Here is a 20,628-nt window from a genome sequence, read left to right as displayed (position 1 = left end):
CCATCGCCTGGATCTGCGCAACGGTGTACGAGCTCTGGACGGAGAAGCTGGAGGCGTCACGCGTCGCGGAGCGGCTGGCCGCTTCCTGCGCCGCCTTGCGCTCCTTGGCTTCCTTCTCCGCCTTCTCCGCCGCCTTCTCCGCTGCCTGCTGCTTCGCGACGGCGTCCTCGGCGGCCTGCTTGCGGGCGGCCTCCTCGGCGTCCTTCTTGGCGCTCGCGTCGGCGGCGATCGCCTGCGCGTCGGCCTGCTGGGTCAGCGATGCGGTCTGCACCTGGGCCTGCTGGCCCGCGGGTATGTCCGCGAGGAGGGTCGAGTCGCTTGCCGTCGCCTCGGCGTCGTTCGAGGGCTGAGCGGTGCTGCCCGAGGCAACTCCGACGACGCTTCCGACAGCGGTGACCGCGGTGGCCGAGGCCACTGCGAATCCCCGGACCGAAATCCGGCTCACACGGTTTCCTTCCAGCATCGCCCGCTTAGGTGACCCTCGCGGACGCAATCGTGCCCCTTGGCGCTGGCCTCCCAACTGCGGGGTCACGGGAGGCACGGGCCCGGTGGGCAACTCCCGCGAGGGGAGCGCCGCGTGGTGCGCGGGCGGCATACGACGGCTCTATGGAGTTCTGAGGTTCCTGTTGTGCCGTACCGCTGGGGGTACAGGTGTGTCGTATGCGGGGCCTGACAGGAGTGAGACTCTGCCGTAACCGGACGCCGCAAGGCAATTCTGCGTTGCGTGTGAAAGCTCACACCTCGTTTGCCCCGGAAGTTTTACGGAAACGAGCACACGCCAGGACGCCGCCCGGCTAGGCTTTTCGCCTTTGCCGGACGGCGCCAACTACCGTGTATCCGCCACCCTTTGAACAGGTGGGGTCAGATCTGCCCGTCCTCCAGCATTTCGGTCACAAGGGCAGCAATCTGGGACCTCTCGGACCGGTTGAGGGTGACATGCGCGAAGAGCGGATGCCCCTTCAATTTCTCCACGACGGCGACGACTCCGTCGTACCGGCCGACACGCAGATTGTCCCTTTGTGCCACGTCATGGGTGAGGACAACCCGGGAATTCGCCCCGATCCGTGACAGCACGGTCAGCAGGACATTCCGTTCCAGGGACTGCGCCTCGTCCACGATCACGAAGGCGTCATGGAGGGAGCGGCCCCGGATGTGGGTGAGCGGCAGGACCTCCAGCATGCCGCGCGCCGTGACCTCTTCGATGACTTCGCGGCTGGTGACCGCGGAGAGCGTGTCGAAGACCGCCTGCGCCCAGGGGCCCATCTTCTCGGACTCGGAGCCGGGCAGATAGCCGAGCTCCTGTCCGCCGACCGCGTACAGCGGGCGGAAGACCATCACCTTCTGGTGCTGGCGCCGCTCCAGGACTGCCTCCAGGCCCGCGCAGAGCGCGAGCGCGGACTTGCCGGTGCCGGCCCGGCCGCCCATCGACACGATCCCGACGTCGGGGTCGAGCAGCAGGTCGAGCGCGATGCGCTGCTCGGCGCTGCGGCCCTTGATGCCGAAGGCCTCCCGGTCGCCGCGCACCAGCCGGACGTTGCCCTCGGAGGTGACACGGCCGAGGGCCTTGCCGCGCTCCGACTGGATCGTCAGGCCCGTGTGGACGGGCAGGTCGGCCGCTTCGGGCACGTAGGCGTGGCCCTCTTCGAAGAGGATGTCCACCTGCTCGCCGGACAGGGTCAGTTCGGACATTCCGGTCCAGCCGGAGGAGCCCGTGATGGCGAGTTCCGCGCGGTACTCCTCGGCGAGGAGACCGACGGAGGACGCCTTGATCCTGAGCGGCAGGTCCTTCGAGACGACGGTGACGTCGTACCCCTCGGCCTGCAGGTTGCGGGCGACCGCCAGGATGCGGGAGTCGTTGTCCCCCAGGCGGTACCCGCTGGGCAGGACGCTGGGGTCCGAGTGGTTGAGCTCGACGCGTACGGTCCCGCCGAGGTCCCCGATCGGGATGGGGGAGTCGAGGCGGCCGTGCCGTACCCGGAACTCGTCGAGCAGGCGGAGGGCCTGCCGGGCGAAGTAGCCGAGTTCGGGATGGTGCCGCTTGGCCTCCAGCTCCGTGACCACGACGATCGGGAGCACGACCTCGTGCTCGTCGAAGCGGTTCAGGGCGTTGGGGTCGGCCAGCAGGACGCTGGTGTCGAGAACATAGGTGCGCCGGTCTGGCTTGTGGCGCTTTGTGCTGGTCACCACGGAAGGACGTACCCCCTCGGATGAGGTCGGGGAGCGACGAAGGAGATCTGGACCGGTCTCGGGCACCGATGCGCGGGCCGAAAACCGGCCCTCCACTTCGTCCGTACTGACCGCACGGTCGGGCTGGTGCAAAGGGCCTCCCGGGCGGACGGCCCCGTGCCGTCCGCTGAGATACGACACCCGTGGTTCGGGCATCGACCTGGAAGGCTTATGCCCCTTAACGAGCCACGCCATGCCACGGCATATGACGGCTCGTTCGTTAACTCCAGATGACATGCGTCCCGTCCCGCGGTCCGGGACGTCCTTCACCGGCCGTGGGACCGGCCCCGATCAGCCGCCGTACCGCCGGTGGCGGGCCGCGTAGTCGCGCAGGGCCCGCAGGAAGTCGACCTTGCGGAAGGCCGGCCAGAAGACCTCGCAGAAGTAGTACTCGGAGTGGGCGGTCTGCCAGAGCATGAATCCGGACAGCCGCTGCTCGCCGCTCGTGCGGATCACCAGGTCCGGATCCGGCTGGGCCCCGGTGTAGAGGTGCTTGCCGATGGCGTCGACGTCGACGGCGTCGGCGAGGTCCTCCATCGAGGTGCCCTTGTCGGCGGCGTCGAGGATCATCGAGCGCACGGCGTCGGCGATCTCCTGGCGGCCGCCGTACCCGATGGCGACGTTGACGAGTATCCCGTCGACGTGCGCGGTGGACTCCTCGGCCTCCTTGAGGACCGTCTGCATCTGCGGGGGCAGCAGGTCGAGCGTGCCCACGTGGTGCACCCGCCAGCGGCCGTCGGCGGCGAGGGTGCGGACGACTTGCTCGATGATCCCGAGCAGCGGGACGAGCTCCTCCTGCGGACGGTCGAAGTTGTCCGTGGACAGCAGCCAGAGGGTGACGACCTCGACGTCGGTCTCGGAGCACCAGCCGAGGAACTCCTCGATCTTGTCCGCTCCGGCCCGGTGCCCCTGCGCGGTCGTGGAACCCGCCGCCTTGGCCCAGCGCCGGTTGCCGTCCATGATGACGCCGATGTGCTTGGGCACCTGGTCGTGGTCGAGGTGGCCTTCCACCCTGCGTGCATAGAACCTGACCAGCAGACGGCGCAGGTTTTCGCGCAGGTTCACGTGTTGTCAGCCCCTCCGTGTGGAAGCGACAGGTGCGCGGCTGGGCGCGAGCCCTGTCCATATGGCGGTCCCCGTCGGCGAAGCCTACCCCCGGAGCACGCCTGTCCGGGGAGCGCCCCCGGGCGCACGGCCGGGCCGTCACCCGGGGCGCCGCCGGCCTGTCGTAGTTTCGTATGCATGAACGACATGTCTGCATACCGCGCCGCAACGGAGCGGTACGACTCGATGGAATACCGCCGTACGGGGCACAGCGGCCTCAAGCTGCCCGCCGTCTCGCTGGGCCTGTGGCACAACTTCGGCGACGACCGTTCGCTCGATTCCCAGCGCGCGATCCTGCGCCGCGCGTTCGACCTGGGCGTCACCCACTTCGACCTCGCCAACAACTACGGTCCGCCGCCCGGCTCCGCCGAGCTCAACTTCGGCAAGCTGCTCCGCCAGGACTTCGCGCCGTACCGTGACGAGCTGGTCATCTCCACCAAGGCGGGCTACCTCATGCACCCCGGGCCGTACGGCGAGTGGGGTTCGCGCAAGTACCTGCTGTCGTCCCTGGACGCCTCGCTGAAGCGGATGGGCGTGGAGTACGTCGACATCTTCTACTCGCACCGCTTCGACCCGGACACCCCGCTGGAGGAGACGATGGGCGCGCTCGCGTCCGCCGTGCAGCAGGGCAAGGCGCTATACGTGGGCGTGTCGTCGTACACCGCCGAGCAGACCGCCGAAGCGGCCCGCATCCTCACCGGGATGGGCGTCCGCCCGCTCATCCACCAGCCCTCGTACTCGATGATCAACCGATGGACCGAGGACGACGGTCTGCTCGACACGCTGGAGGACGCCGGCATGGGCTGCATCTCCTTCGTGCCGCTGGCGCAGGGCCTGCTGACGGGCAAGTACCTCAAGGGCATCCCGGAGGGCTCGCGCGCGACGCAGGGCAAGTCGCTGGACCCGAACCTCCTCAGCGACGAGGTGGTCCGCCGGCTGAACGGGCTGAACGACATCGCGGCCCGCCGCGGCCAGTCCCTCGCCCAGCTCGCGCTCACCTGGGTGCTGCGCGACGAGCGGATGACCTCGGCCCTCATCGGCGCGTCCAGCGTGGCGCAGCTGGAGGAGAACGTGGCGGCGCTGTCCGCCCCGAAGCTGACGGACGAGGAGCTGAAGCAGATCGACACGTTCGCTGTGTCGACGCCGGGCACGAACATCTGGGCCGGTCGGCGCTGAGTCACCACGGCCGGCGCGTACGGCGGCCGGGGCGCACGGGGGGCGCCCGCCGGGCCGTCGGCCGCGGGCATGAAAAACGGGCCGGTCCGTGGGGGGGGAGACGGACCGGCCCGAGGGGGGGTTTCCACCATAACCCTTCGTAAGTGATGCTGCGTGCATCGGCGTGCCACAACTACTCTCCGAAACCGTCCGGCGACGCCACGGTGGGGGCGGAATCTCCGATTCAGGGCCTGATCATGGCCGAATCACAACTGATTCCAAGGGATTCGCGAAGGATCCGGGAAGATCCGATGGACACGCCCCCGGCCGCGGCGACCCGCCGCGACGTAGTCCACGCGGGTGACGGGGGCCCTGTCCGAGGGCTTGACGCGGCCGCTAGCTTCGCACCCATGGCCACCTTCACGACGGAGCGGACGACCGGGCCGGTGCCGCTGGAGCTCGCCCTGTCGGCGCGCGCCCGGCGCCGGGGCCTGCTCGGTCGCGGCGGGATCGAGGGCGCACTGCTGTTGAGCCCGGCGAGCTCGGTGCACACGTTCGGGATGCGGTTCGCGATCGACGTCGCCTACCTGGACCGCGACTCCCGGGTCCTCGCGGTGCGCACGATGCCCCCTGGTCGTGTGGGCCTGCCCCGGCCACGGGCCCGGCACGTGCTGGAGGCGGAGGCGGGGGCGATGCAACGGTGGGGCGTACGGCCAGGGGCGCGGGTCACGGTGCGGCACCCCTGACCGCGCGTCAGAATGCAGGCAGCACCGCGCAGCCCCCTCCTCTGCGCGGTGCCACACGCGCAGCTTTGCTCACGCGAATTACCTTGGTCTGAACTTACGTGAGGCGAACATCCGAAGCGAGACACCGGCGATAACGATGTGGAAACCCTGTGCCGGTTCCGTGTCGCCGCTCGGGACATCCGACATATGGACGCTCATCTCACCTATCAGATGCCGCATGGGGATGTTTTCGGTCAATCAGCTCACGCATGTGCCGATCACCCCATTCCCCCAGCGGCAGCAGTGCGGTGTTCAGCGTCTCCCCCAGCTCGGTCAGTGAGTACTCGACGCGGGGCGGAACCTCCCCGTACACCTCCCGGTGCACGATCCCGTCGACCTCCAGTTCGCGCAGCTGCTGGCTCAGCACCTTCTCGCTGACCCCCTGGACGTGGCGGCGCAGCTCTCCGAAGCGGAGGGTCCCGGCGGCGTGCAGCGCCCACAGGATCATCGGCTTCCACTTGCCCCCCACGACGTCCACGGCGGCATCGAGACCGCAGGTGTAGGGGCCCTTGCCCTTCGACATGGTCAACTCCTCGGCGGATTCGCCGCCTTCGACGGAAGCGGACGGAATCTGGCCTCTTTCCCGCCTAGCGTCGTCCGCATGACCTTGAGGATCACATGGGACGAGGCGAGCGCGCGGCGTATGGAGCGGCAGTTCCTGGCCGTTCCCGCGCCGGCCGGGACACCGCTCGCGGGGGTGGTCGGTGCGATGCTCGGCGCACACGCGCAGATCCTGTCGGCGGCGGAGATGTCGGTCGGGGTGCGCGCGGACGGGGTGACACGGGCGGACGTGCGCACGGCGCTGTGGGAGGACCGGTCGCTGGTGAAGACGTTCGGTCCGCGCGGCACCCTGCACCTGCTGCCGACCGCGGAACTTCCTCTCTGGACGGCCGCGTTGACCGCGATCCCCGCCGGTCCGAACGCGTTCGCACCTGCTGTCCGGCTGACCGCGGCGCAGGCGGACGAGGTCGTCGCGGCGATCGGCGACGCCCTCGACGGCGCCTGCCTCACCGTCGACGAGCTGAGCGAGGAGGTCGTACGGCGCACCGGACCCTGGGCCGGCGACCTCGTGATGCCCGCCTTCCAGGGCATGTGGCCGCGCTGGCGGCAGGTGATGCACCGGGCGGGCCAGCGCGGCGCGCTGTGCCTCGGCCCGAACAGGGGCCGCAAGGTCACCTACACCCGGCCGCCGCGCTTCACGCCGCTCGACACGGACGAGACGGCCGCTCGCGCGCAGGGGATCTCCCGGCTCGTCCACCGCTATCTGACCGCGTACGGTCCCGCCACCCCGGCGCACTTCGCCAAGTGGGCCGCCGCGCCGCGCGGTTGGGCCGGCGAGCTGTTCGCCTCGCTGGCCGCGAACGGGGAGATCGAGGAGGTGAACTTCTTGGACGGCCCGGCGTGGGTCGTGGCGGCCGACACAAAGTTCCCGCAGAAGCCGGTCCACGGGGTGCGACTGCTGCCGTACTTCGACGCGTACGGCATCGCGGTCCAGCCGCGCGAGGTGCTGTTCCCCGGGGCGGCGTACCGACGCGCCCTGGCGGGCGGGCAGGCCGGCAACCATCCCGTCCTGCTCGTCGACGGCGTGGTCGCCGGCGTCTGGCACCAGCGGCGCCGGGGCCGGCGCACCACGGTCACGGTCGAGCCGCTGGGCGAGCTGACGGCCGCCGCCGGGCGGGAGCTCGCCGAGCGCGTGGAGCGGATCGGCGAGGTCCTGGAGGCGACACCGGAACTGGTGGTCGGAACGGTGACCGCGGGACCGCACGCCTGACCCCTACGCCCGCTTGCGCGCCTCGATCAGGAATCGGGCGCCATGGGTGACGAACGGGCCCTCCGCCCCGATCCGTTCGTGCAGCGAGCGCAGCAGCGGCCGGTACGCGTCGACGGTGAAGCCGGGGACCATCCAGATCACCTTGCGCAGGAAGTGGACGACGGCCCCGATGTCGAAGAACTCGATGCGCAGCCGCTCCGCCCGCAGGTCCACCACGTCGAGCCCGGCGGCCTCGGCGGCGGCCCGGGCACGCTCCGGGGCACGGGCGTTCTTCCGCTCCTCCGGCTGCGGTCCGAGGAAGTACTCGACGAGTTCCACGGCGCTCGCGGGGCCGATCTGCTGGGAGAAGTAGGTGCCGTGGGGGCGCAGGACCCGGGCGATCTCCGCCCAGTCCGTGTCCACGGGATGACGGCTGGTGACCAGGTCGAAGGCCTCGGCCGCGAACGGGAGCGGCGCCTGCTCCGGGGAGGCGACGACCACCGCGCCGCGCGGGTGCAGCAGGGCGGTGGCCCGGGCGACGTTCGGCGGCCAGCCCTCGGTCGCCACCATGAGCGGCGGCAGCTGCGGTGCGGAGTCGAGGACTTCGCCGCCGCCGGTCTGGATGTCCAGCGCGGCCGTCGCGCCGGCCAGTCGCTGCCCCATCGCCTTCGCGTACCCCCACGAGGGCCGCTCCTCCGTGGCCCGGCCCTCGAACCAGGAGAAGTCCCAGCCGTCGACGGAGACGGCTGCGGCCTCGGCGACGAGGTCCTCGAACGTGCGGCTGCCGCTGTCCATGGCGGGCATCCTCCCAGCGGCCGCGTGCCGGAGCCACGCATTTTCCCCGGCGGCACTGTCGGTGGCCGCTGCTACGTTCCGGGCATGACGACGAATCTGGACGTCGTGCGGGAGCTGATCGACGGGGCGAGGGGCGACCACCGGCCCGGGTGAGGCGGGCCGGGAGCCGGCTGCCTGCCCGGGACCGCCACGCCCCCCGCACCGACGGGGCTCCCTCAGCGGACGAGGGGGCGCACCTCCCGCGCGGCGAAGCGGATGAAGCCCTCGGGGTCCGGCTCGTCGGCGGTGGGCTGGAGGACCACGGTGTCGGCGCCCGCGTCCGCGAGTCGCCGCACGGCCTCGGCGACGGCCTCCGCGTCCCCGGCGGCTCCGTGGTCCGGCACCGGCTTCTCGCCGTCGGCCTCGATCTCGGCGCGCAGCCGGGCGGCGGCGCCCGGCCCGGTGGCGGTGTGGAGGTAGACGACCACCGGGTGGTGTCCCGTGCGGTCCGCCGCCCGCCGGCCCTCGTCGATGAGGAGGCGGGCGCGGCGTACGCCTTCGGGGGTGGTGGAGGCGGTGAGGATGGTGCCGTCGGCGGCCTCGCCCGCGAGCCGGAGCGTGCGCGGGCCGGTGGCACCCGTGAACACCTCGGGCGCCTCCGCGGGCGGCCAGTCCAGTGCGACGCCGTCGAGCTTCACGTACCGTCCGTCCGTGGTCACCCGCTCGCCCCGCAGCAGGGCGCGCAGCGCCTGGAGGTGCTCACGCAGCAGGGTCACGGGCGACTCCGCCCGCGCGCCGACCTGCCCCATCCAGTCCTGGACGCCGTGGCCCACACCGAGCACCGCGCGCCCGGGGAACAGGCGGTGCAGCGTGGCGGCTTCCATCGCGGTGACCGCGACGTTCCGCAGGGGGACGGGCAACAGGCCCACGCCCACCCGCAGCCGTTCCGTCCAGGCGAGCGCGGCCGAGGCGGCGGAGACGCCGCCTTCGAGGAAGCAGTCCTCCCACAGCCACAGTTCTTCGAGTCCCTCGGAGTCCGCCAGTCGTGCGAGGGAGCGGAGTCGCTCGGGAGGCAGTTGGGGCCGGAACACGGCGCCGAGTCCAGTCATACGGCCTTCCTACCGAGAGCGGTTGTCACGGGCAACCTCATTACGTCTCGGCGGTGTTGCCGCTGTCGCCGGCTTCGGCACCCTTGATCCCGACCGCGGCGTCCCAGGCCCTACGGCACCAGGACGGCGCGGCGCCGCCACCTGCCGCCTCAGCCGCCCCGCGGGAACGTCACCTCCACACGGCGGTTCTTCCTGCGGCCCTGCTCCGAGGTGTTGTCGGCGATCGGGTAGTCCTCGCTGTAACCCCGCACCTCGAAGGTGATGTCCGTCGATCCGAGGTCCCCGGCGAGGACGTCGTGGACGGCCTCGGCACGCTTCTTCGACAGGGTCAGCCCGTGCGCGTAGGAGCCGAGATTGTCGGTGAAGCCGAAGACCCGCACGGTCGTCGCCTTCTGTGCCTTGATCTCGTCCGCGATCGCCTGGATCCGGGAACGGGCCTCCGGGTTCAGCTTCGAACTGTCCTTGGGGAAGAGCACCTCCGCCTGGAGCGCGAACGACACGTCCTCGTTCGTGTCCTCCCGGCGTTCCTCCCCGCCGAGGTCCTCCACGACGGACTTGATGTCCAGCACCTTCGCGGGCGCGAGCGTGGCGCCGTCGGCGAGCTTCAGCCCGGGGCTGTTGGCGTCCACCTCGGGGGGCGGGGACGTGGTGACGCTGCCGGGTGGGGCGCTGGGGTCGTCGTCGGCGTATGCCGGGCCGGAGGGGCTGCCCAGAGTGACCAGCACAGCGAGAGTCGTCAGAGTCGTCGCGGTGCCACGGCGGCTGAGGGCCATGGGTCAGCCCTCGGAGATCTCGATGGAGGCGGGGGGCATGGTACCGACCTGGAAGTCGACCTTGGTGGTGCCTTCCGGGGGAGCGGGGAATTGCGCGTACCACTCGGCTGTGCCGCCCGGGCTGATCTGACCGCTGAACTTCGTGCACAGGCAGTGGCCAGAGGTGTCCCTCAGAACGAGGTACTTCTTCTTGCCTTGGGTGTCCACCAGGTTGGCACCTGCCAGTGAGCCGCCGTTCTTGCGCAACTCTCGCTCGTCACTGACCCAATTGGCGCCGAGCCAGGACTTTGCACCATCGTTCCTGACGTTGCCCGACACGGTGACGAAGCCGCCTGCATCACGGAGAGCAGAATTGATCGTGACGGAGATGTCGCCGTCCTTCGCCGTCGCCAGAACCTTGTCCGAGGATGGCGTCTGTGACTGCTTCTGGCCGCCCCCGTCATCCTTGCCGGACGAGGAAGGCGCAGAGGACTCCGCCTTCGACTTGCCCTCGTCGTCGCTGCCGCCTCCACCGCAGCCGGTCACCGTCAGGAGCAGGCCACTCAGGACCGCAGCCGCGCTCAGTGCACTGCGGCCCCTCATGGTGTGCCGAAAGTCCATCGGTACGGCTTCCTCTCACTCGGCCAGTCGCACGGAGAACAGCACGGACGCGTCCGGGAGTTCGTCCGGATCGAAGTCCCCGGGATCTATGTTCACGATCTCCCCGTCACAGCTCAGTTCGACGGGTTTCTCGGGATCCGCGTCCGGATCGAAATCGCAACGCGGCTTGATGATGGCGACGGCGTGGGCCGTGGCCCGCTTGTTCTCCGTGCCGGGAATGATCGAGTCGCCGACGGTGTAGTTGGTCTGGATGTCGGCCTGATACCCGGGATAGCCGTTCTTCGTGACGGGCTGTACGCCTTGGAGCGTCGAGTCGTTCTCCGCGGCCAGCTGCTGGGCCGCGGCCGCCGCACCCGTGCCGGGGAGGCCCTGGCCGCCGTCCAGCCAGGCCAGCCAGTCGTCGTCCTGGCCGATGGCGTCCGTCAGGTGGTCGATCAACTCGTCCCGGGCATCCTGCGCCGCAGCCAACGCCGCAGCGTCCGCCGCGGATTGAGCTCCATTGCGGACGGACGCTGCCTGGGCGAACGCGAAGAAGGCGAGCGCGGCGAAGAGCAGAATCCCCGTCAGCCAGATGTAGATCGGGAGAGTCTGCCCTTGATCGCCGCGAAGGCCTGTGCTCGTCAGCCGCCGCCGATGACCTGATTCACGGCGTCCCCGATCGCACCCGAGATCAGCCCATCCAGCCCCAGCTGATCGATCAAGGTGAAGATCCCCGCAATGATGATCATCAGGCCCGCATACTCCACGAATCCGGCCCCGGCGTCCCGCTTCCGGCCGCGCATCCGGTCGGAGACCGTGCTCGCCCAGGTTTCCACGCGAACCGTCGCCCTGAGCTTCCAGTCCTTCGTCACCACGGCCCCTGCCCTCCCACCCGACGCCACAACCACCGACCCGTGCACCGTACGTGAGAGAGCGCCTACTGCGAGTGGGCCCAGGGGCCCAACTTCCCCGGCGTGGGGCGAAGGGTGGTGTCATCGGGTCCACCCCTCGCGCGACGTGCCCAGCCACTGGGCGATCGCTTCGCTGCGCGAGGAAGCGTGCAGCTTCGCGAAGATGCGGTTGATGTGATTCTTGACGGTCTTCTCGCTGATGAAGCAGGCGGCGGCGATCTGCTGGTTGTTCATGCCGGACGCGATGAGATCCATGACCTCCACCTCCCTTGAACTCAGGCCGAAGTCGGCCTGGTCGGGGGCGCGGCGGTGCAGCCCCGCCGTGTGTGCGAGTCGAGCCTTCGACGACTGTGCCACAACCGATTGCAGATGCGAAGAGATTTCGTTCGGTTCGTGCGAAACGCTGGGCGAAACCGAGCCAGTGGGCCGTCCCGCCCGCACATCCCGTACCGCGGTGATGAGTTCGGCGGCGGTGAACTCGCCATGGACGAGGTATCCGGAGGCGCCGCGGCGCAGCGCTTCGGCCACGACCTCGGGTTCGCGGCTGTAGGTCAGCATCATCACGGGGGCGAGCCGGGACAGCCGGGGCAGCGCCGTGAGGCCGTCCGTGCCGGGCATGCGGACGTCGAGGAGGACGACGTCGGGGCGGAGGCGGGCGGCGGATTCGAGGGCCTCGTCGCCGTCCGCCGCCGCGGCGACGACCTCGATGTCGGGGTGGCCGCCCAGCAGGGCGGTGAGTCCCGCCCGCACGACCGGGTTGTCGTCGGCCACGAGTACGCGCAGGGGCGGGCCGGAGAGCGCCTGGTCAGGCATGAGCGGCCTCCTGTCGGGGGGTGTGGGGGGCGGCTGCGGGGAGCGGGAGCGTCAGGTGGATCTCGGTGCCTCCCTGCATGGGCCGGTGCAGGCGGAGGCGAGCGCCGAGGGTGGCGGCCCGCTCCGTCATGCCGAGCAGACCGAAGTGGCCGGTTCTCGTCAGGTCGTCGAGGGTCACTCCGGAGGGAAGGCCGGACCCGTCGTCCTGAATCCGGAGCGTGAAATCGTGGTCGGTGACCTCGAGTTCGACGGCTGCACGGGTGGCGTCGGCGTGGCGGTGAATGTTCTCCAGGGCTTCGGACGCGATCGCCAGGACGTGCCGGGCGGTGGTTCGGGGCAGGACCGGAGGGCCGCCGCGGTGCCGCAGGTCGGTGGCGAGGTGCGTGCGGGCCTGGAAGTCGGCTGTGCGGGTGCGGAGTTCGGGCAGGAGGTCCATGTCTGGCGGTGCGGTCAGGTCGGTGTGACGGCGCAGGTCGCAGAGCAGGGCCCGGGACTCGCCGGCGGCGAGGCGTGCCGCGTCGGCCACCGTCGTCGCCTGGCGCTTGAGCGTGGCGGGGTCGCCGGACTCCGCGGATCCGGCCAGTGCCTCCGCCGCGAGCGCGAGGCCGTGCAGGGTCTTGGCGACCGAGTCGTGCATCTCCCGGGCGAGGCGGGCCCGTTCGGACTCCACGGCCTCCGCGACGGCGAGCCGGGAGGTGGCCTCGGCCAGGGCCTGGCTGGCGGTGCCGAACCGGAACATCAGGTTGCGCAGGGTGACGCCGATGATGCCGGCGCCGACGCAGAATCCGGCGATGAGGAGGGTGTTGGCGCCCGCTCCGGGACGGTGTTCCCAGGCCCGGAAGACGGTGAGGAGGACGATCAGCTGGAGTCCGGTGAAGACGCCGCTGCCGCGCCAGCCGTACAGCAGGCCCGACAGGAGGGGGGTGCAGACGGTCGCGTACGCGAGCGGTGAGGCGGGCGACGCGGTGAGCAGGAGTACCGATGCGAAGGTCAGGTCGACGGCCATCAGGGTGGGGTGGGCCAGCAGCCGGGGGCCGAAGCGCTCCCAGTCCCTGAGCATGGCGTACGAGCCCATGACGCCGAGGACGGCGGCGGCGAGGACCGCGTGGCGCGGCAGGCCGTCGGCCGCGTTCGTCATGGCGAAGGGGGCGCCGATGGCGATGGCGGCCAGCCGTACGGCGAAGGCCTGGCGGCACAGGGCCTGGAGTGCGTTGAGCTGGAGGCGGACGCTGCCGGGGGGCGGTGCGTCGTCCGCCAGGTAGCCGGCGCCGCCGCCCTTGGGCCAGCCGGGGCGGAGGCGGCCGGCGAGGCGGCGGAGGCCGGTGGCCGTGCGGGGGCTCCGTCGCCCGGCGAGGTCCGTGCGGGGCCGGGGGCCTGGGGCCTGGGGGTGGACGCCCGCAGGGGCGCGGAGGCCGTTCATCAGCGGCCCAGGATCGAGCCGAAGTCGGTGCCCGACCCGAGGAACATGCCGGTAGCGATGAGGATCATCGTCGCGGGGAGCATGAAGACGAGGGTCACCATGGTCGCCTTGGGGATGGTCTTGGCGGCGCGGCGCCGGGCGTTCTGGGCGTCGGTGCGGCGCATGTCCGTGGCGAGCTGGATGAGGGTCTCGGCGATCGGGGAGCCGAGTTCCTCGCCCTGCTGGAGGGCGGAGACGAACTGGGACACCTGCTCGGAGGAGTTGCGCCTGCGCAGTTCGTCGAATGCCTGACGGCGGCTGACGCCCATGTCCATCTGACGCAGGGTGATGCGCAGTTCGTCCGCCCACGGGCCCTCGTACTTCTCGGCGACCCGGTCGAGGGCCTGGCGGAAGCCGAGGCCGGCGGAGACCACGACGGCGAGGACGTCGAGGAAGTCGGGGAGGGTGCGGTCGATGACCTCCTTGCGTTCGCGGACGGCCTGCCAGATGAGGGCGTCGGCGGCCAGCAGGCCGAAGGCGAGGGCCAGCGCGGCGAAGAGGAGCTGTCCGTTGGAGAGGAAGACGAAGGCGAGGACGACGCCGAAGACGCCGTAGACGGCGCGGCGGGCGGCGTAGCGGTTGAGGGTCAGGCCGCCGGGGTTGCCCGCCATGTCGATGCGGCGACGCTTGGCGTCGACGCGGCGGGGGCCCATCAGGCGCAGCACCGCGGGCGCGAAGCGCATGCCGAGGCGGTCGACGGCCGAGTCGGCCTTGGAGACGCGGCTCGCGCCGACCTCCAGGGCGAGGGAGAGGTCGCTGGGGAGTCTGGCGTCGGCGCGGATCATGCGGATGCCCAGGAGGACGCCCGCGACGGCCAGGCCCATCAGGACGGCGAGCAGCAGCGGCGGCATGGTGATACCTCCCTCACACTTCGATCTTGCCGAGACGGCGGATGACGAAGAACCCGACGGTGTAGAGGCCGAGGGCGAGCAGGACGAGCCCCTGGCCGAGCGGGGAGCCGGTGACGCGGGCGAGGGCTCCCTCGTTCGACGAGTTGATCAGCACCAGTGAGCCGACGCCGAGGAACGGGACGGTGAAGGCGGTCGCGTTCACCTCGGAGAGCATGGTGCGGACCTCGCGGCGGGTCTCCTTGCGGTCCTCCAGGGTCTGGGTGAGGTTGCGCAGGGAGCTGACGACCGAGCCGCCCGCCTTGTTGGCGAGGACGAGGGTGGTGACGAGGACGATCAGCTCGCGGGAGGGCAGGCGTTCGGAGAGCTCGGCGAGGGCGTCGTCGACGGTCCTGCCCAGCGTCAGCTGGTGGGCGACGTGGGCGAGTTCCTCTCCGGCCGGGGCCTCCAGTTCCTCGGCCGCCATGGCGAGGGCGGTGCGCAGGGCGAGGCCGGCGGCGGTCGCGTTCGCCAGCAGGCGTGCCACGTCGGGCAGTTGGTTGATGAAGGCCTCGATGCGTTTCTGTCGCTGCCAGTTGAGGAAGATGGCGGCGCTCCAGACGCCCACGAGCGCGGCGATCGGGCCGAAGAAGGGGGCGAGGGTGGCGGCCGCGATCAGCCAGAGGGCGGCGACGACGGCGGTGACGTAGGTGAAGAACTCCCCTGCCGTCAGGTCGAGTCCGGTCGCGGACAGGCGCAGGTGGATCGCGCGGCCGAGGCGGGTACGGCGCAGCCGGCGGTCGATGCCCGCGAAGCGGCGTACCCGGCCTGCCGCGGTGCGCAGCGGGCCGCCGCCGGAGAGCCGGTCGACGAGTGCCTGGCGCTGGGCGCGGCCGGAGGCGTACGTGTGGACGCCCGCGAAGGCGAGGGTGCCGCACAGCACGGTCGCGCCGAGGGCGAGGAGGGCGGGGTTGTTCACGGCTCGCTCCTCTCGGTCGTGGGCGGTGTCCGGCGGCCTGCCCGGTGCTTCCCGGTCGTGGGCGTCATCCGATGGCCTGCCTGGTGTTGAGGACGTCGATGGCCTCGGTGACGCCGAAGGCGGGCGGCAGCGGCTCGTTGGCGACGTACAGCTTCTCCGCGACGACGCGCGGCAGGGGGAGGTGTTCGAAGTGGCCGTGGACGACACGGTCGGGTCCGGCGGGGCGGGGCACGAAGCGGGTGACGGGTGTGACGCGGAACTGTTCGCGGCCGTGGGAGACGAGCAAAGCGATCTCGGTGACCTTGCGGGAGCCGTCGGCGTGCCGGGTGAGCTGGACGACGACGTCGACGGCGGAATTGATCTGGTCCTTCAGTGCCTCGAAGGGGATCTGTACCTCGGACATCGAGCCGAGGGTCTGCAGGCGCATGAGGGCGTCCTCGGCCGAGTTGGCGTGGACGGTGGCGAGTGAACCGTCGTGGCCCGTGGACATGGCCTGGAGCATGTCGAGGGTCTCACCGCCGCGGACCTCGCCGACGATGATGCGGTCGGGGCGCATGCGCAGGGAGTTGCGGACCAGGTCGCGAATGGTGATCTGGCCCTTGCCCTCCACGTTCGGGGGCCGGGATTCCAGGCGGATGACGTGCTCCTGCTGGAGCTGGAGCTCGGCCGAGTCCTCGATGGTGATGATGCGCTCGTGCGAGGGGATGAGTCCGGAGAGGGCGTTCAGCAGGGTGGTCTTCCCGCTGCCCGTGCCGCCGCTGACGATGACGTTGAAGCGGGCCCGCACGAAGGCCGCGAGCAGCATGAGCATCTGTTCGTCGAGCGAGCCGAGTCCGATGAGTTCGGGCAGGGTGTAGGCGCGCGGGAAGCGGCGGATCGTGAGGGTCGGGCCGGTGAGGGCGAGCGGCGGGATGATGACGTTGACGCGTTCGCCGGTGGGGAGGCGGGCGTCGACCATCGGGTTCGACTCGTCCACGCGCCGGTTGACCGTGGAGACGATGCGTTCGATGGTCTGCATGAGCTGTTCGTCGGAGGCGAAGCGCAGGGGGAGCTGCTCGACGCGGCCGGCGCGCTCCACGAAGATCGAGTCCGGTCCGTTGACCATGATCTCGGTGATCGACGCGTCGGCGAGCAGTGGTTCGAGGACGCCGAGTCCGAGGGCCTCGTCCACCACGCGGCGGATCAGCTGGGAGCGTTCCGCGGAGGAGAGCACGGGGCCCTCCCGGCTGATGATGTGGCCCAGTACGCGTTCGAGGCGTACCCGGCGCTCGGCCGCCGCGAGGCTCGACATCTCGGCGAGGTCGATCTCTTCGAGGAGCTTGGCGCGGTAGACGGCGACGAGGTGTCCGTCCTCACGCCCCGGTCCCCTCTCGTCGGGGGCGGCGATGCGGGATCGCAGGCTCATGGGTGCGGCTCCTCCCGGTCAGTCGTCGGTGGGCATGGTGGCGTGACGGGTCACGTCCCAGCCGCCGAGGAAGGGGATGACGGAGGGGACGTGGACGGTGACGGTGGCGGTCGTGGTGTCGGCGCCCTTGGCCGGCTGGGGCACGGCGGGGTCCAGCCATCCGCTGACGGCGGCGTTCCCCGCGGCCACTCCGTCCCCGTCGCGTTGCGAGGCGGCCCGGGCCGCGGCGCGCGCTCCCGAGCCGGCCTGGTTGACGCCGTAGCCGACGAGGCCGAGCTGGATGGCGGCCATGCCGATGAGGAGCAGGACGGGCAGGAACCCGGTGAACTCCAGGATGGAGACGCCCCGGTCGTCCCAGCGGCGGCGCGTTGCGGGCGGGCTCATCCGTCGTCCCTCTCCAGTGCCGCGGCGGCGCGTTGCGGGCGGGCTCATCCGTCGTCCCTCTCCAGTGCCGCGCCCGCGCTGCCGCTCACGTGCCAGCCCGCGTCGAAGCCCGGGAAGAACAGCGGCACGTCGACCTCGACGTCGGCCTTCATGACGGGGCCCGCGGGGGTGCAGGCGATGTCGGCGTCCTTCCAGGCGCCGGGCAGATGTTTGCCGCCCGCCGCGCCACAGGCGCCCGCGTAGTCCCCGTCGACCGCGTACGCCGCTGTCGCAGCGCGGGCCGCCTCGTCGGCGGCGTTCCCGGCCAGGGAGTACGAGTAGCCGTACAGCACGCACTGCCACAGGATCGTCATGACGACCAGCAGCAGCGGGAACATCCCGGCGAATTCGAGGGTGACCGCGCCCCGGTCGCCGCCCCGGCGCCGCAGCGTCAGCGCGCCGCGGTCCGCGGGCGCCTTGCGGCGCCGGCCTCCTCCCCCGCCGTCCTGCGCGACGACCAGGCCCAGCTCGCCGGCGAGCGTCCAGAGGGCCTGTTTCACGGTGGAGCGGCTGTCGAGGTCCTGGAGCCGTCCGGCGTCGACGACGGACTGGAGTTCCTTGAAGGCGGCGGGGACCGCGGTCCGGGCGACCCTGGTGCCGGTGACGCGTTCGACGAGGGAGGGCTGGATCTCCGTGGCGCGGGTGTGCCGGTTGACGACCGTGGTGGTCTCCTCGGCCTTGCGGATCTGGAGGCGGTCCCACATGCGGACCATGCGCTTGGCGGCCCGCACGGCGACGACGTCGGGGGTGACGAGGAGCAGCGCCTGGTCGGCCATCTCCACGGCCGCCGCGGTGGCGGCGTTCATCTGGGAGCCGCAGTCGACGACCACCACGTCGTGGCGGGAGCGCAGGGTGCCGAGGACCTGGCGGGCGACCCGGTCGGTGACCTCTTCGCCGCGTTCGCCCTCCGCGGGTGCCAGCAGCAGGCCGATGCCGCTGTCGTGGGTGTACACGGCGTCCTGGAGGACGCGGTGGCTGATGTCGCTGATGCCCGCCAGGTCGGCGACCGACCTGCGGAACTGTACGTCCAGATAGGACGCCACGTCGCCGGACTGGAGGTCCAGGTCGAGCAGGGCGACGGTGCGGCCGGACGCGCGCGCCGCCAGGGCGAGCTGGACGGCCGTGACGGTGGCGCCGACGCCGCCCTTGGCCCCGGTCACCGTGAGGACGGCGCCGCCGGGGCCGGTGTACAGCTCGGGGGTTCCGCTGTGCAGGTGGCGGCGCATGCCGGCGGACCAGGTGGCGGCCGCCTGGACGCGTTCGGCGAGGGCGTCGTAGCCGAGGGGCAGGCCGATGATGCCGCGGGCGCCGGAGTCCATGGCGGCGGTCAGCACGGCGGTGCTGTTGTCGGCGGTGATGAGGACGACGCCGACGGCCGGGAAGCGCATCACCAGGTCGCGGATCAGCTCCAGCGCCGGGACGGGGCCGATGCGTTCGTGGACCAGCACCACTTCGGGCAGCTCGTCGAGGGACTCCCCGGCGAGGCGGGCGAGGGTGTCGAGGAGGGCCGTGGAGTCGGGGACGGGAGGGGCCGGTTCGGCGTCGGCGAGCTGGCTGAGCAGGGTGGTGAGCGCCCGGGCCGAGTCGATGTCGCCGACGGCGGGGAGGATGCGGATGGTCATCGGCGAAGCCCCCCGGGGACGGTCCTCATGCGCGCCTCCTACTTGTCCTCGTCGAGGGTGTACGTGCGGTCGCCGGGCGCGACGGACGCGTCGGAGCCGCCGGCGACCAGGGCGAGACGTACGTGTTCCGCGAACGACTCCGCGTACGCCACGCGTTGGGCGTCGGCCGTGTCGAGCGCGAAGGTGATCGGGACGGCCTGGTTGGCGCTGTTGCGGCGGTCGGAGCTGGACTGGGCGGGGTCGAGGGCGGTGAGCCTGCCGACGTCGATGACGCGGGCGTTCTCGACGATGACCTTGGACTGGTCGGTGCCCTTGTCGTTCTCGGCCTTGAAGGTGGCGTAGATGTTGACCCGCGAGCCGGGGTCGATCTTGCCGGCGACTCCCGTCGACGCGTCGATCATGATGGCGATCTCCTGCTGGCCCGCGTCGAGCGCGGGCCGGTCCACGATCATGTCGGTCTGGAGCAGCGAGCCCTTCTCCAGCCGGGTCACCGCGATCTTGCCGCGGATCTGGGCGAGGCTGGTGACGGCGGTGGACGACAGCCAGCGCTCGGGCATGGAGATCTTCTGGAACTGGTCGGCCGTCAGCTCCTTGTAGGGCGCGATGTCGCCCTTGAGGCGGTACGCCGCCACCTCCGGTCCGACCTTGGAGTTCACGTCGCGGATCACCGAGAGCACTCCGGCGAAGGCGCCGAGGGCGCACAGGGCCGAGAGGACCAGCAGGATGACGCCGCGGCGCTGGCGCGAGTTCACTACATCTCACCTCGGTGATGGAGCATGATCCGGACAACCTCGATCTGCGGGGGACGGCGGGGTCGATCGGTCGTGCTGGTACGCGTGTGCCTAGGTGGCACCCCGGGGCAGGGCGCGTACGGAGGATGCTGCCCGCACGGCGGTGGCCGGAAGCTCCTGCGCGGGTGGTGGCGGCAGGGGCGCGGCGCAGAACCCGCAGCGGTCACCGATGAGTTCGAGGCCGCACCAGTGGCACTCGTCGCGCCGGACCGACGACACGAGCTGGTAGAGCACGGAGACGTCGTACAGACCGGCGGCGAACTCGGTGAGCCGTGACGTGCCCCACCAGCGGGTCGATTCCTGCGGCAGCGGGACGGTCGCGACGCCCTGCACGCGCCAGCCGGGCGCGAGGGTCGCGGTGACCCAGTCGGAGGGTGGCTGGCCGTCGGCGACGTGCATCCGGGTGCCGAACTCGGGCCCGGGGAGCTCCTCCTGGCCGACCCTGACGAGTTCGGGCCGCGGGTTGGCCAGTACGGCGAACTGGGCGCCCGGGACCCAGGACTTGGCGTGCGACTTCAGCGACACCGGGACGCGGTCGAGCTTGGCGACCGAGCCGAGCAGGGCTCCGGCGTAGATGTAGTGCGCGAGCAGACGGGCCGCGGAGGCGAGCACTCCGGGGCTGAAGTCGCAGACCGAGAGCTGCCTCAACTGCTGGGCCAGCAGGGCGAGTCCGAGCGGCGGCAGGTCGACGGCGAGCAGCGCGACGCGGTCGCTCTCCAGGACGGAGCGGGCGGCGTACAGCCGCTGGACGACGGAGTCCTCGGCACAGGACGAGTGCAGCGCGATGACGTACCCGTGCTGCTCGACGAGGGCGTGCAGTGCGGTGAGGGAGCTTTCGAGGGTGTCGAGCGGGTGGACGACCGCGGGCGGGGTCTGCCGGTCGTGCGGCGGAAACACCAGGTCGGGACTGGTGACGGCTATCGCGGTCGGCACGCTGCACACACCCCGTTCGCTGCGGCGGGGTGGTCAACCACCGCCTCAGATCGCCCCTTTATCGCCATGGAACGTCACAGATGGCCACAGATCGTCACTGTGACGTCCTCTTGCATCAGCACCATATCCACGGCATGCCCCGCTCAACACCGACTTCGCGAGATCAACTCACCGAAGGTGGGGGAGTGATCAACGGAGAGTGATCCGAAT

The 20,628-nt window shown here is 71.0% G+C and carries 21 protein-coding genes and 1 pseudogene; 3 read left to right on the top strand and 19 right to left on the bottom strand.

From position 1 onward, the window contains the following. The 3 genes and pseudogenes from H305_RS0126515 to H305_RS0126505 form a co-directional block, all read right to left on the bottom strand. Window positions 1–463, bottom strand: a pseudogene (locus H305_RS0126515) (lytic transglycosylase domain-containing protein); the annotation flags it as partial. A 398-nt stretch (window positions 464–861) separates the two neighbouring features. Continuing rightward, window positions 862–2,187: a PhoH family protein gene (locus tag H305_RS0126510; protein WP_028803084.1), complete on the bottom strand. Its 1,326-nt coding sequence runs from the start codon at window positions 2,185–2,187 to the stop codon at window positions 862–864. A gap of 330 nt (window positions 2,188–2,517) precedes the next feature. Further along, a complete protein-coding gene (locus tag H305_RS0126505) occupies window positions 2,518–3,291 on the bottom strand; it encodes an isoprenyl transferase (RefSeq protein ID WP_028803083.1) in 774 nt (257 codons plus the stop codon). A 177-nt stretch (window positions 3,292–3,468) separates the two neighbouring features. On the opposite strand from H305_RS0126505, the gene mgrA reads away from it, so the two are divergent. Then, window positions 3,469–4,506, top strand: coding sequence for an L-glyceraldehyde 3-phosphate reductase (gene mgrA / locus H305_RS0126500; protein WP_028803082.1), 1,038 nt, complete (start codon window positions 3,469–3,471; stop codon window positions 4,504–4,506). 389 nt (window positions 4,507–4,895) lie between these two features. Continuing rightward, a complete protein-coding gene (locus H305_RS47135) occupies window positions 4,896–5,231 on the top strand; it encodes a DUF192 domain-containing protein (protein ID WP_037765415.1) in 336 nt (111 codons plus the stop codon). Window positions 5,232–5,430: 199 nt separating this feature from the next. Here H305_RS47135 and H305_RS0126490 read toward each other — a convergent pair whose 3' ends face one another. After that, window positions 5,431–5,793: a winged helix-turn-helix transcriptional regulator gene (locus tag H305_RS0126490; protein WP_028803080.1), complete on the bottom strand. Its 363-nt coding sequence runs from the start codon at window positions 5,791–5,793 to the stop codon at window positions 5,431–5,433. A 78-nt stretch (window positions 5,794–5,871) separates the two neighbouring features. Between H305_RS0126490 and H305_RS0126485 the strand changes: the two genes are divergently transcribed. Continuing rightward, window positions 5,872–7,041 carry a winged helix DNA-binding domain-containing protein gene (locus H305_RS0126485; protein ID WP_028803079.1) on the top strand — a complete coding sequence of 390 codons (1,170 nt, stop codon included), beginning with the start codon at window positions 5,872–5,874 and terminating at the stop codon, window positions 7,039–7,041. Between the two features lie 3 nt (window positions 7,042–7,044). Here H305_RS0126485 and H305_RS0126480 read toward each other — a convergent pair whose 3' ends face one another. The 15 genes from H305_RS0126480 to H305_RS0126410 all read right to left on the bottom strand — a co-directional run bounded on the left by H305_RS0126480 (window position 7,045) and on the right by H305_RS0126410 (window position 20,418). Beyond that, the gene (locus H305_RS0126480; RefSeq protein ID WP_420708135.1) at window positions 7,045–7,815 is read right to left on the bottom strand and encodes a class I SAM-dependent methyltransferase; all 771 of its coding nucleotides are present in this window, start codon (window positions 7,813–7,815) and stop codon (window positions 7,045–7,047) included. Between the two features lie 215 nt (window positions 7,816–8,030). Further along, the gene (locus H305_RS0126475) at window positions 8,031–8,903 is read right to left on the bottom strand and encodes an LLM class flavin-dependent oxidoreductase (RefSeq protein ID WP_028803077.1); all 873 of its coding nucleotides are present in this window, start codon (window positions 8,901–8,903) and stop codon (window positions 8,031–8,033) included. A 149-nt stretch (window positions 8,904–9,052) separates the two neighbouring features. Next, window positions 9,053–9,676 carry an OmpA family protein gene (locus H305_RS0126470; RefSeq protein ID WP_028803076.1) on the bottom strand — a complete coding sequence of 208 codons (624 nt, stop codon included), beginning with the start codon at window positions 9,674–9,676 and terminating at the stop codon, window positions 9,053–9,055. A 3-nt stretch (window positions 9,677–9,679) separates the two neighbouring features. Then, entirely contained in the window at window positions 9,680–10,276 is a 597-nt protein-coding gene (locus H305_RS0126465; RefSeq protein WP_028803075.1) for a hypothetical protein, read from the bottom strand. A 15-nt stretch (window positions 10,277–10,291) separates the two neighbouring features. Continuing rightward, the gene (locus tag H305_RS0126460; protein WP_199791460.1) at window positions 10,292–10,900 is read right to left on the bottom strand and encodes a pilus assembly protein TadG-related protein; all 609 of its coding nucleotides are present in this window, start codon (window positions 10,898–10,900) and stop codon (window positions 10,292–10,294) included. Continuing rightward, on the bottom strand, window positions 10,897–11,130 hold the full coding sequence (locus H305_RS0126455; protein ID WP_051370979.1) for a hypothetical protein: 234 nt from the start codon (window positions 11,128–11,130) through the stop codon (window positions 10,897–10,899). The genes H305_RS0126460 and H305_RS0126455 overlap by 4 nt, the downstream gene beginning before the upstream one ends. Window positions 11,131–11,247: 117 nt before the next feature. Further along, window positions 11,248–11,979: a response regulator gene (locus H305_RS0126450; RefSeq protein ID WP_028803072.1), complete on the bottom strand. Its 732-nt coding sequence runs from the start codon at window positions 11,977–11,979 to the stop codon at window positions 11,248–11,250. Next, window positions 11,972–13,399 carry a sensor histidine kinase gene (locus H305_RS0126445; RefSeq protein ID WP_078629260.1) on the bottom strand — a complete coding sequence of 476 codons (1,428 nt, stop codon included), beginning with the start codon at window positions 13,397–13,399 and terminating at the stop codon, window positions 11,972–11,974. The genes H305_RS0126450 and H305_RS0126445 overlap by 8 nt, the downstream gene beginning before the upstream one ends. After that, the gene (locus H305_RS0126440; RefSeq protein ID WP_028803070.1) at window positions 13,399–14,289 is read right to left on the bottom strand and encodes a DUF5936 domain-containing protein; all 891 of its coding nucleotides are present in this window, start codon (window positions 14,287–14,289) and stop codon (window positions 13,399–13,401) included. Before H305_RS0126440 ends, H305_RS0126445 begins: the two co-directional genes overlap by 1 nt. Window positions 14,290–14,302: 13 nt before the next feature. After that, window positions 14,303–15,244, bottom strand: coding sequence for a type II secretion system F family protein (locus H305_RS0126435; RefSeq protein ID WP_028803069.1), 942 nt, complete (start codon window positions 15,242–15,244; stop codon window positions 14,303–14,305). Window positions 15,245–15,308: 64 nt separating this feature from the next. After that, the gene (locus H305_RS0126430; protein WP_028803068.1) at window positions 15,309–16,649 is read right to left on the bottom strand and encodes a CpaF family protein; all 1,341 of its coding nucleotides are present in this window, start codon (window positions 16,647–16,649) and stop codon (window positions 15,309–15,311) included. An 18-nt stretch (window positions 16,650–16,667) separates the two neighbouring features. After that, window positions 16,668–17,081 (bottom strand): TadE family protein, encoded by a 414-nt coding sequence (locus H305_RS0126425; protein WP_051370977.1) that lies wholly within the window; start codon window positions 17,079–17,081, stop codon window positions 16,668–16,670. Beyond that, window positions 17,078–18,694, bottom strand: coding sequence for an AAA family ATPase (locus tag H305_RS0126420; RefSeq protein WP_028803066.1), 1,617 nt, complete (start codon window positions 18,692–18,694; stop codon window positions 17,078–17,080). Before H305_RS0126420 ends, H305_RS0126425 begins: the two co-directional genes overlap by 4 nt. 38 nt (window positions 18,695–18,732) lie before the next feature. After that, window positions 18,733–19,446, bottom strand: a complete 714-nt coding sequence (gene cpaB / locus H305_RS0126415; protein ID WP_028803065.1) for a Flp pilus assembly protein CpaB — start codon at window positions 19,444–19,446, stop codon at window positions 18,733–18,735. 90 nt (window positions 19,447–19,536) lie between these two features. Continuing rightward, entirely contained in the window at window positions 19,537–20,418 is an 882-nt protein-coding gene (locus tag H305_RS0126410) for a hypothetical protein (protein ID WP_037765410.1), read from the bottom strand. Window positions 20,419–20,628: the final 210 nt, after the last annotated feature.

The sequence above is a fragment of the Streptomyces sp. 142MFCol3.1 genome (assembly GCF_000424945.1).
Classification (GTDB): domain Bacteria; phylum Actinomycetota; class Actinomycetes; order Streptomycetales; family Streptomycetaceae; genus Streptomyces; species Streptomyces siamensis.
This window is presented reverse-complemented; position numbering and strand designations above follow the sequence as displayed.

What these genes read in the sequence shown, in the direction of transcription:
- mgrA (WP_028803082.1), top strand. Translation starts at nt 3,469, where the DNA reads ATGAACGACATGTCTGCATACCGCGCCGCAACGGAGCGGTACGACTCG.
- H305_RS47135 (WP_037765415.1), top strand. Translation starts at nt 4,896, where the DNA reads ATGGCCACCTTCACGACGGAGCGGACGACCGGGCCGGTGCCGCTGGAG.
- H305_RS0126490 (WP_028803080.1), bottom strand. Translation starts at nt 5,793, where the DNA reads ATGTCGAAGGGCAAGGGCCCCTACACCTGCGGTCTCGATGCCGCCGTG.
- H305_RS0126485 (WP_028803079.1), top strand. Translation starts at nt 5,872, where the DNA reads ATGACCTTGAGGATCACATGGGACGAGGCGAGCGCGCGGCGTATGGAG.
- H305_RS0126480 (WP_420708135.1), bottom strand. Translation starts at nt 7,815, where the DNA reads ATGGACAGCGGCAGCCGCACGTTCGAGGACCTCGTCGCCGAGGCCGCA.
- H305_RS0126475 (WP_028803077.1), bottom strand. Translation starts at nt 8,903, where the DNA reads ATGACTGGACTCGGCGCCGTGTTCCGGCCCCAACTGCCTCCCGAGCGA.
- H305_RS0126470 (WP_028803076.1), bottom strand. Translation starts at nt 9,676, where the DNA reads ATGGCCCTCAGCCGCCGTGGCACCGCGACGACTCTGACGACTCTCGCT.
- H305_RS0126465 (WP_028803075.1), bottom strand. Translation starts at nt 10,276, where the DNA reads ATGGACTTTCGGCACACCATGAGGGGCCGCAGTGCACTGAGCGCGGCT.
- H305_RS0126450 (WP_028803072.1), bottom strand. Translation starts at nt 11,979, where the DNA reads ATGCCTGACCAGGCGCTCTCCGGCCCGCCCCTGCGCGTACTCGTGGCC.
- H305_RS0126445 (WP_078629260.1), bottom strand. Translation starts at nt 13,399, where the DNA reads ATGAACGGCCTCCGCGCCCCTGCGGGCGTCCACCCCCAGGCCCCAGGC.
- H305_RS0126440 (WP_028803070.1), bottom strand. Translation starts at nt 14,289, where the DNA reads ATGCCGCCGCTGCTGCTCGCCGTCCTGATGGGCCTGGCCGTCGCGGGC.
- H305_RS0126430 (WP_028803068.1), bottom strand. Translation starts at nt 16,649, where the DNA reads ATGAGCCTGCGATCCCGCATCGCCGCCCCCGACGAGAGGGGACCGGGG.
- H305_RS0126425 (WP_051370977.1), bottom strand. Translation starts at nt 17,081, where the DNA reads ATGAGCCCGCCCGCAACGCGCCGCCGCGGCACTGGAGAGGGACGACGG.
- H305_RS0126420 (WP_028803066.1), bottom strand. Translation starts at nt 18,694, where the DNA reads ATGACCATCCGCATCCTCCCCGCCGTCGGCGACATCGACTCGGCCCGG.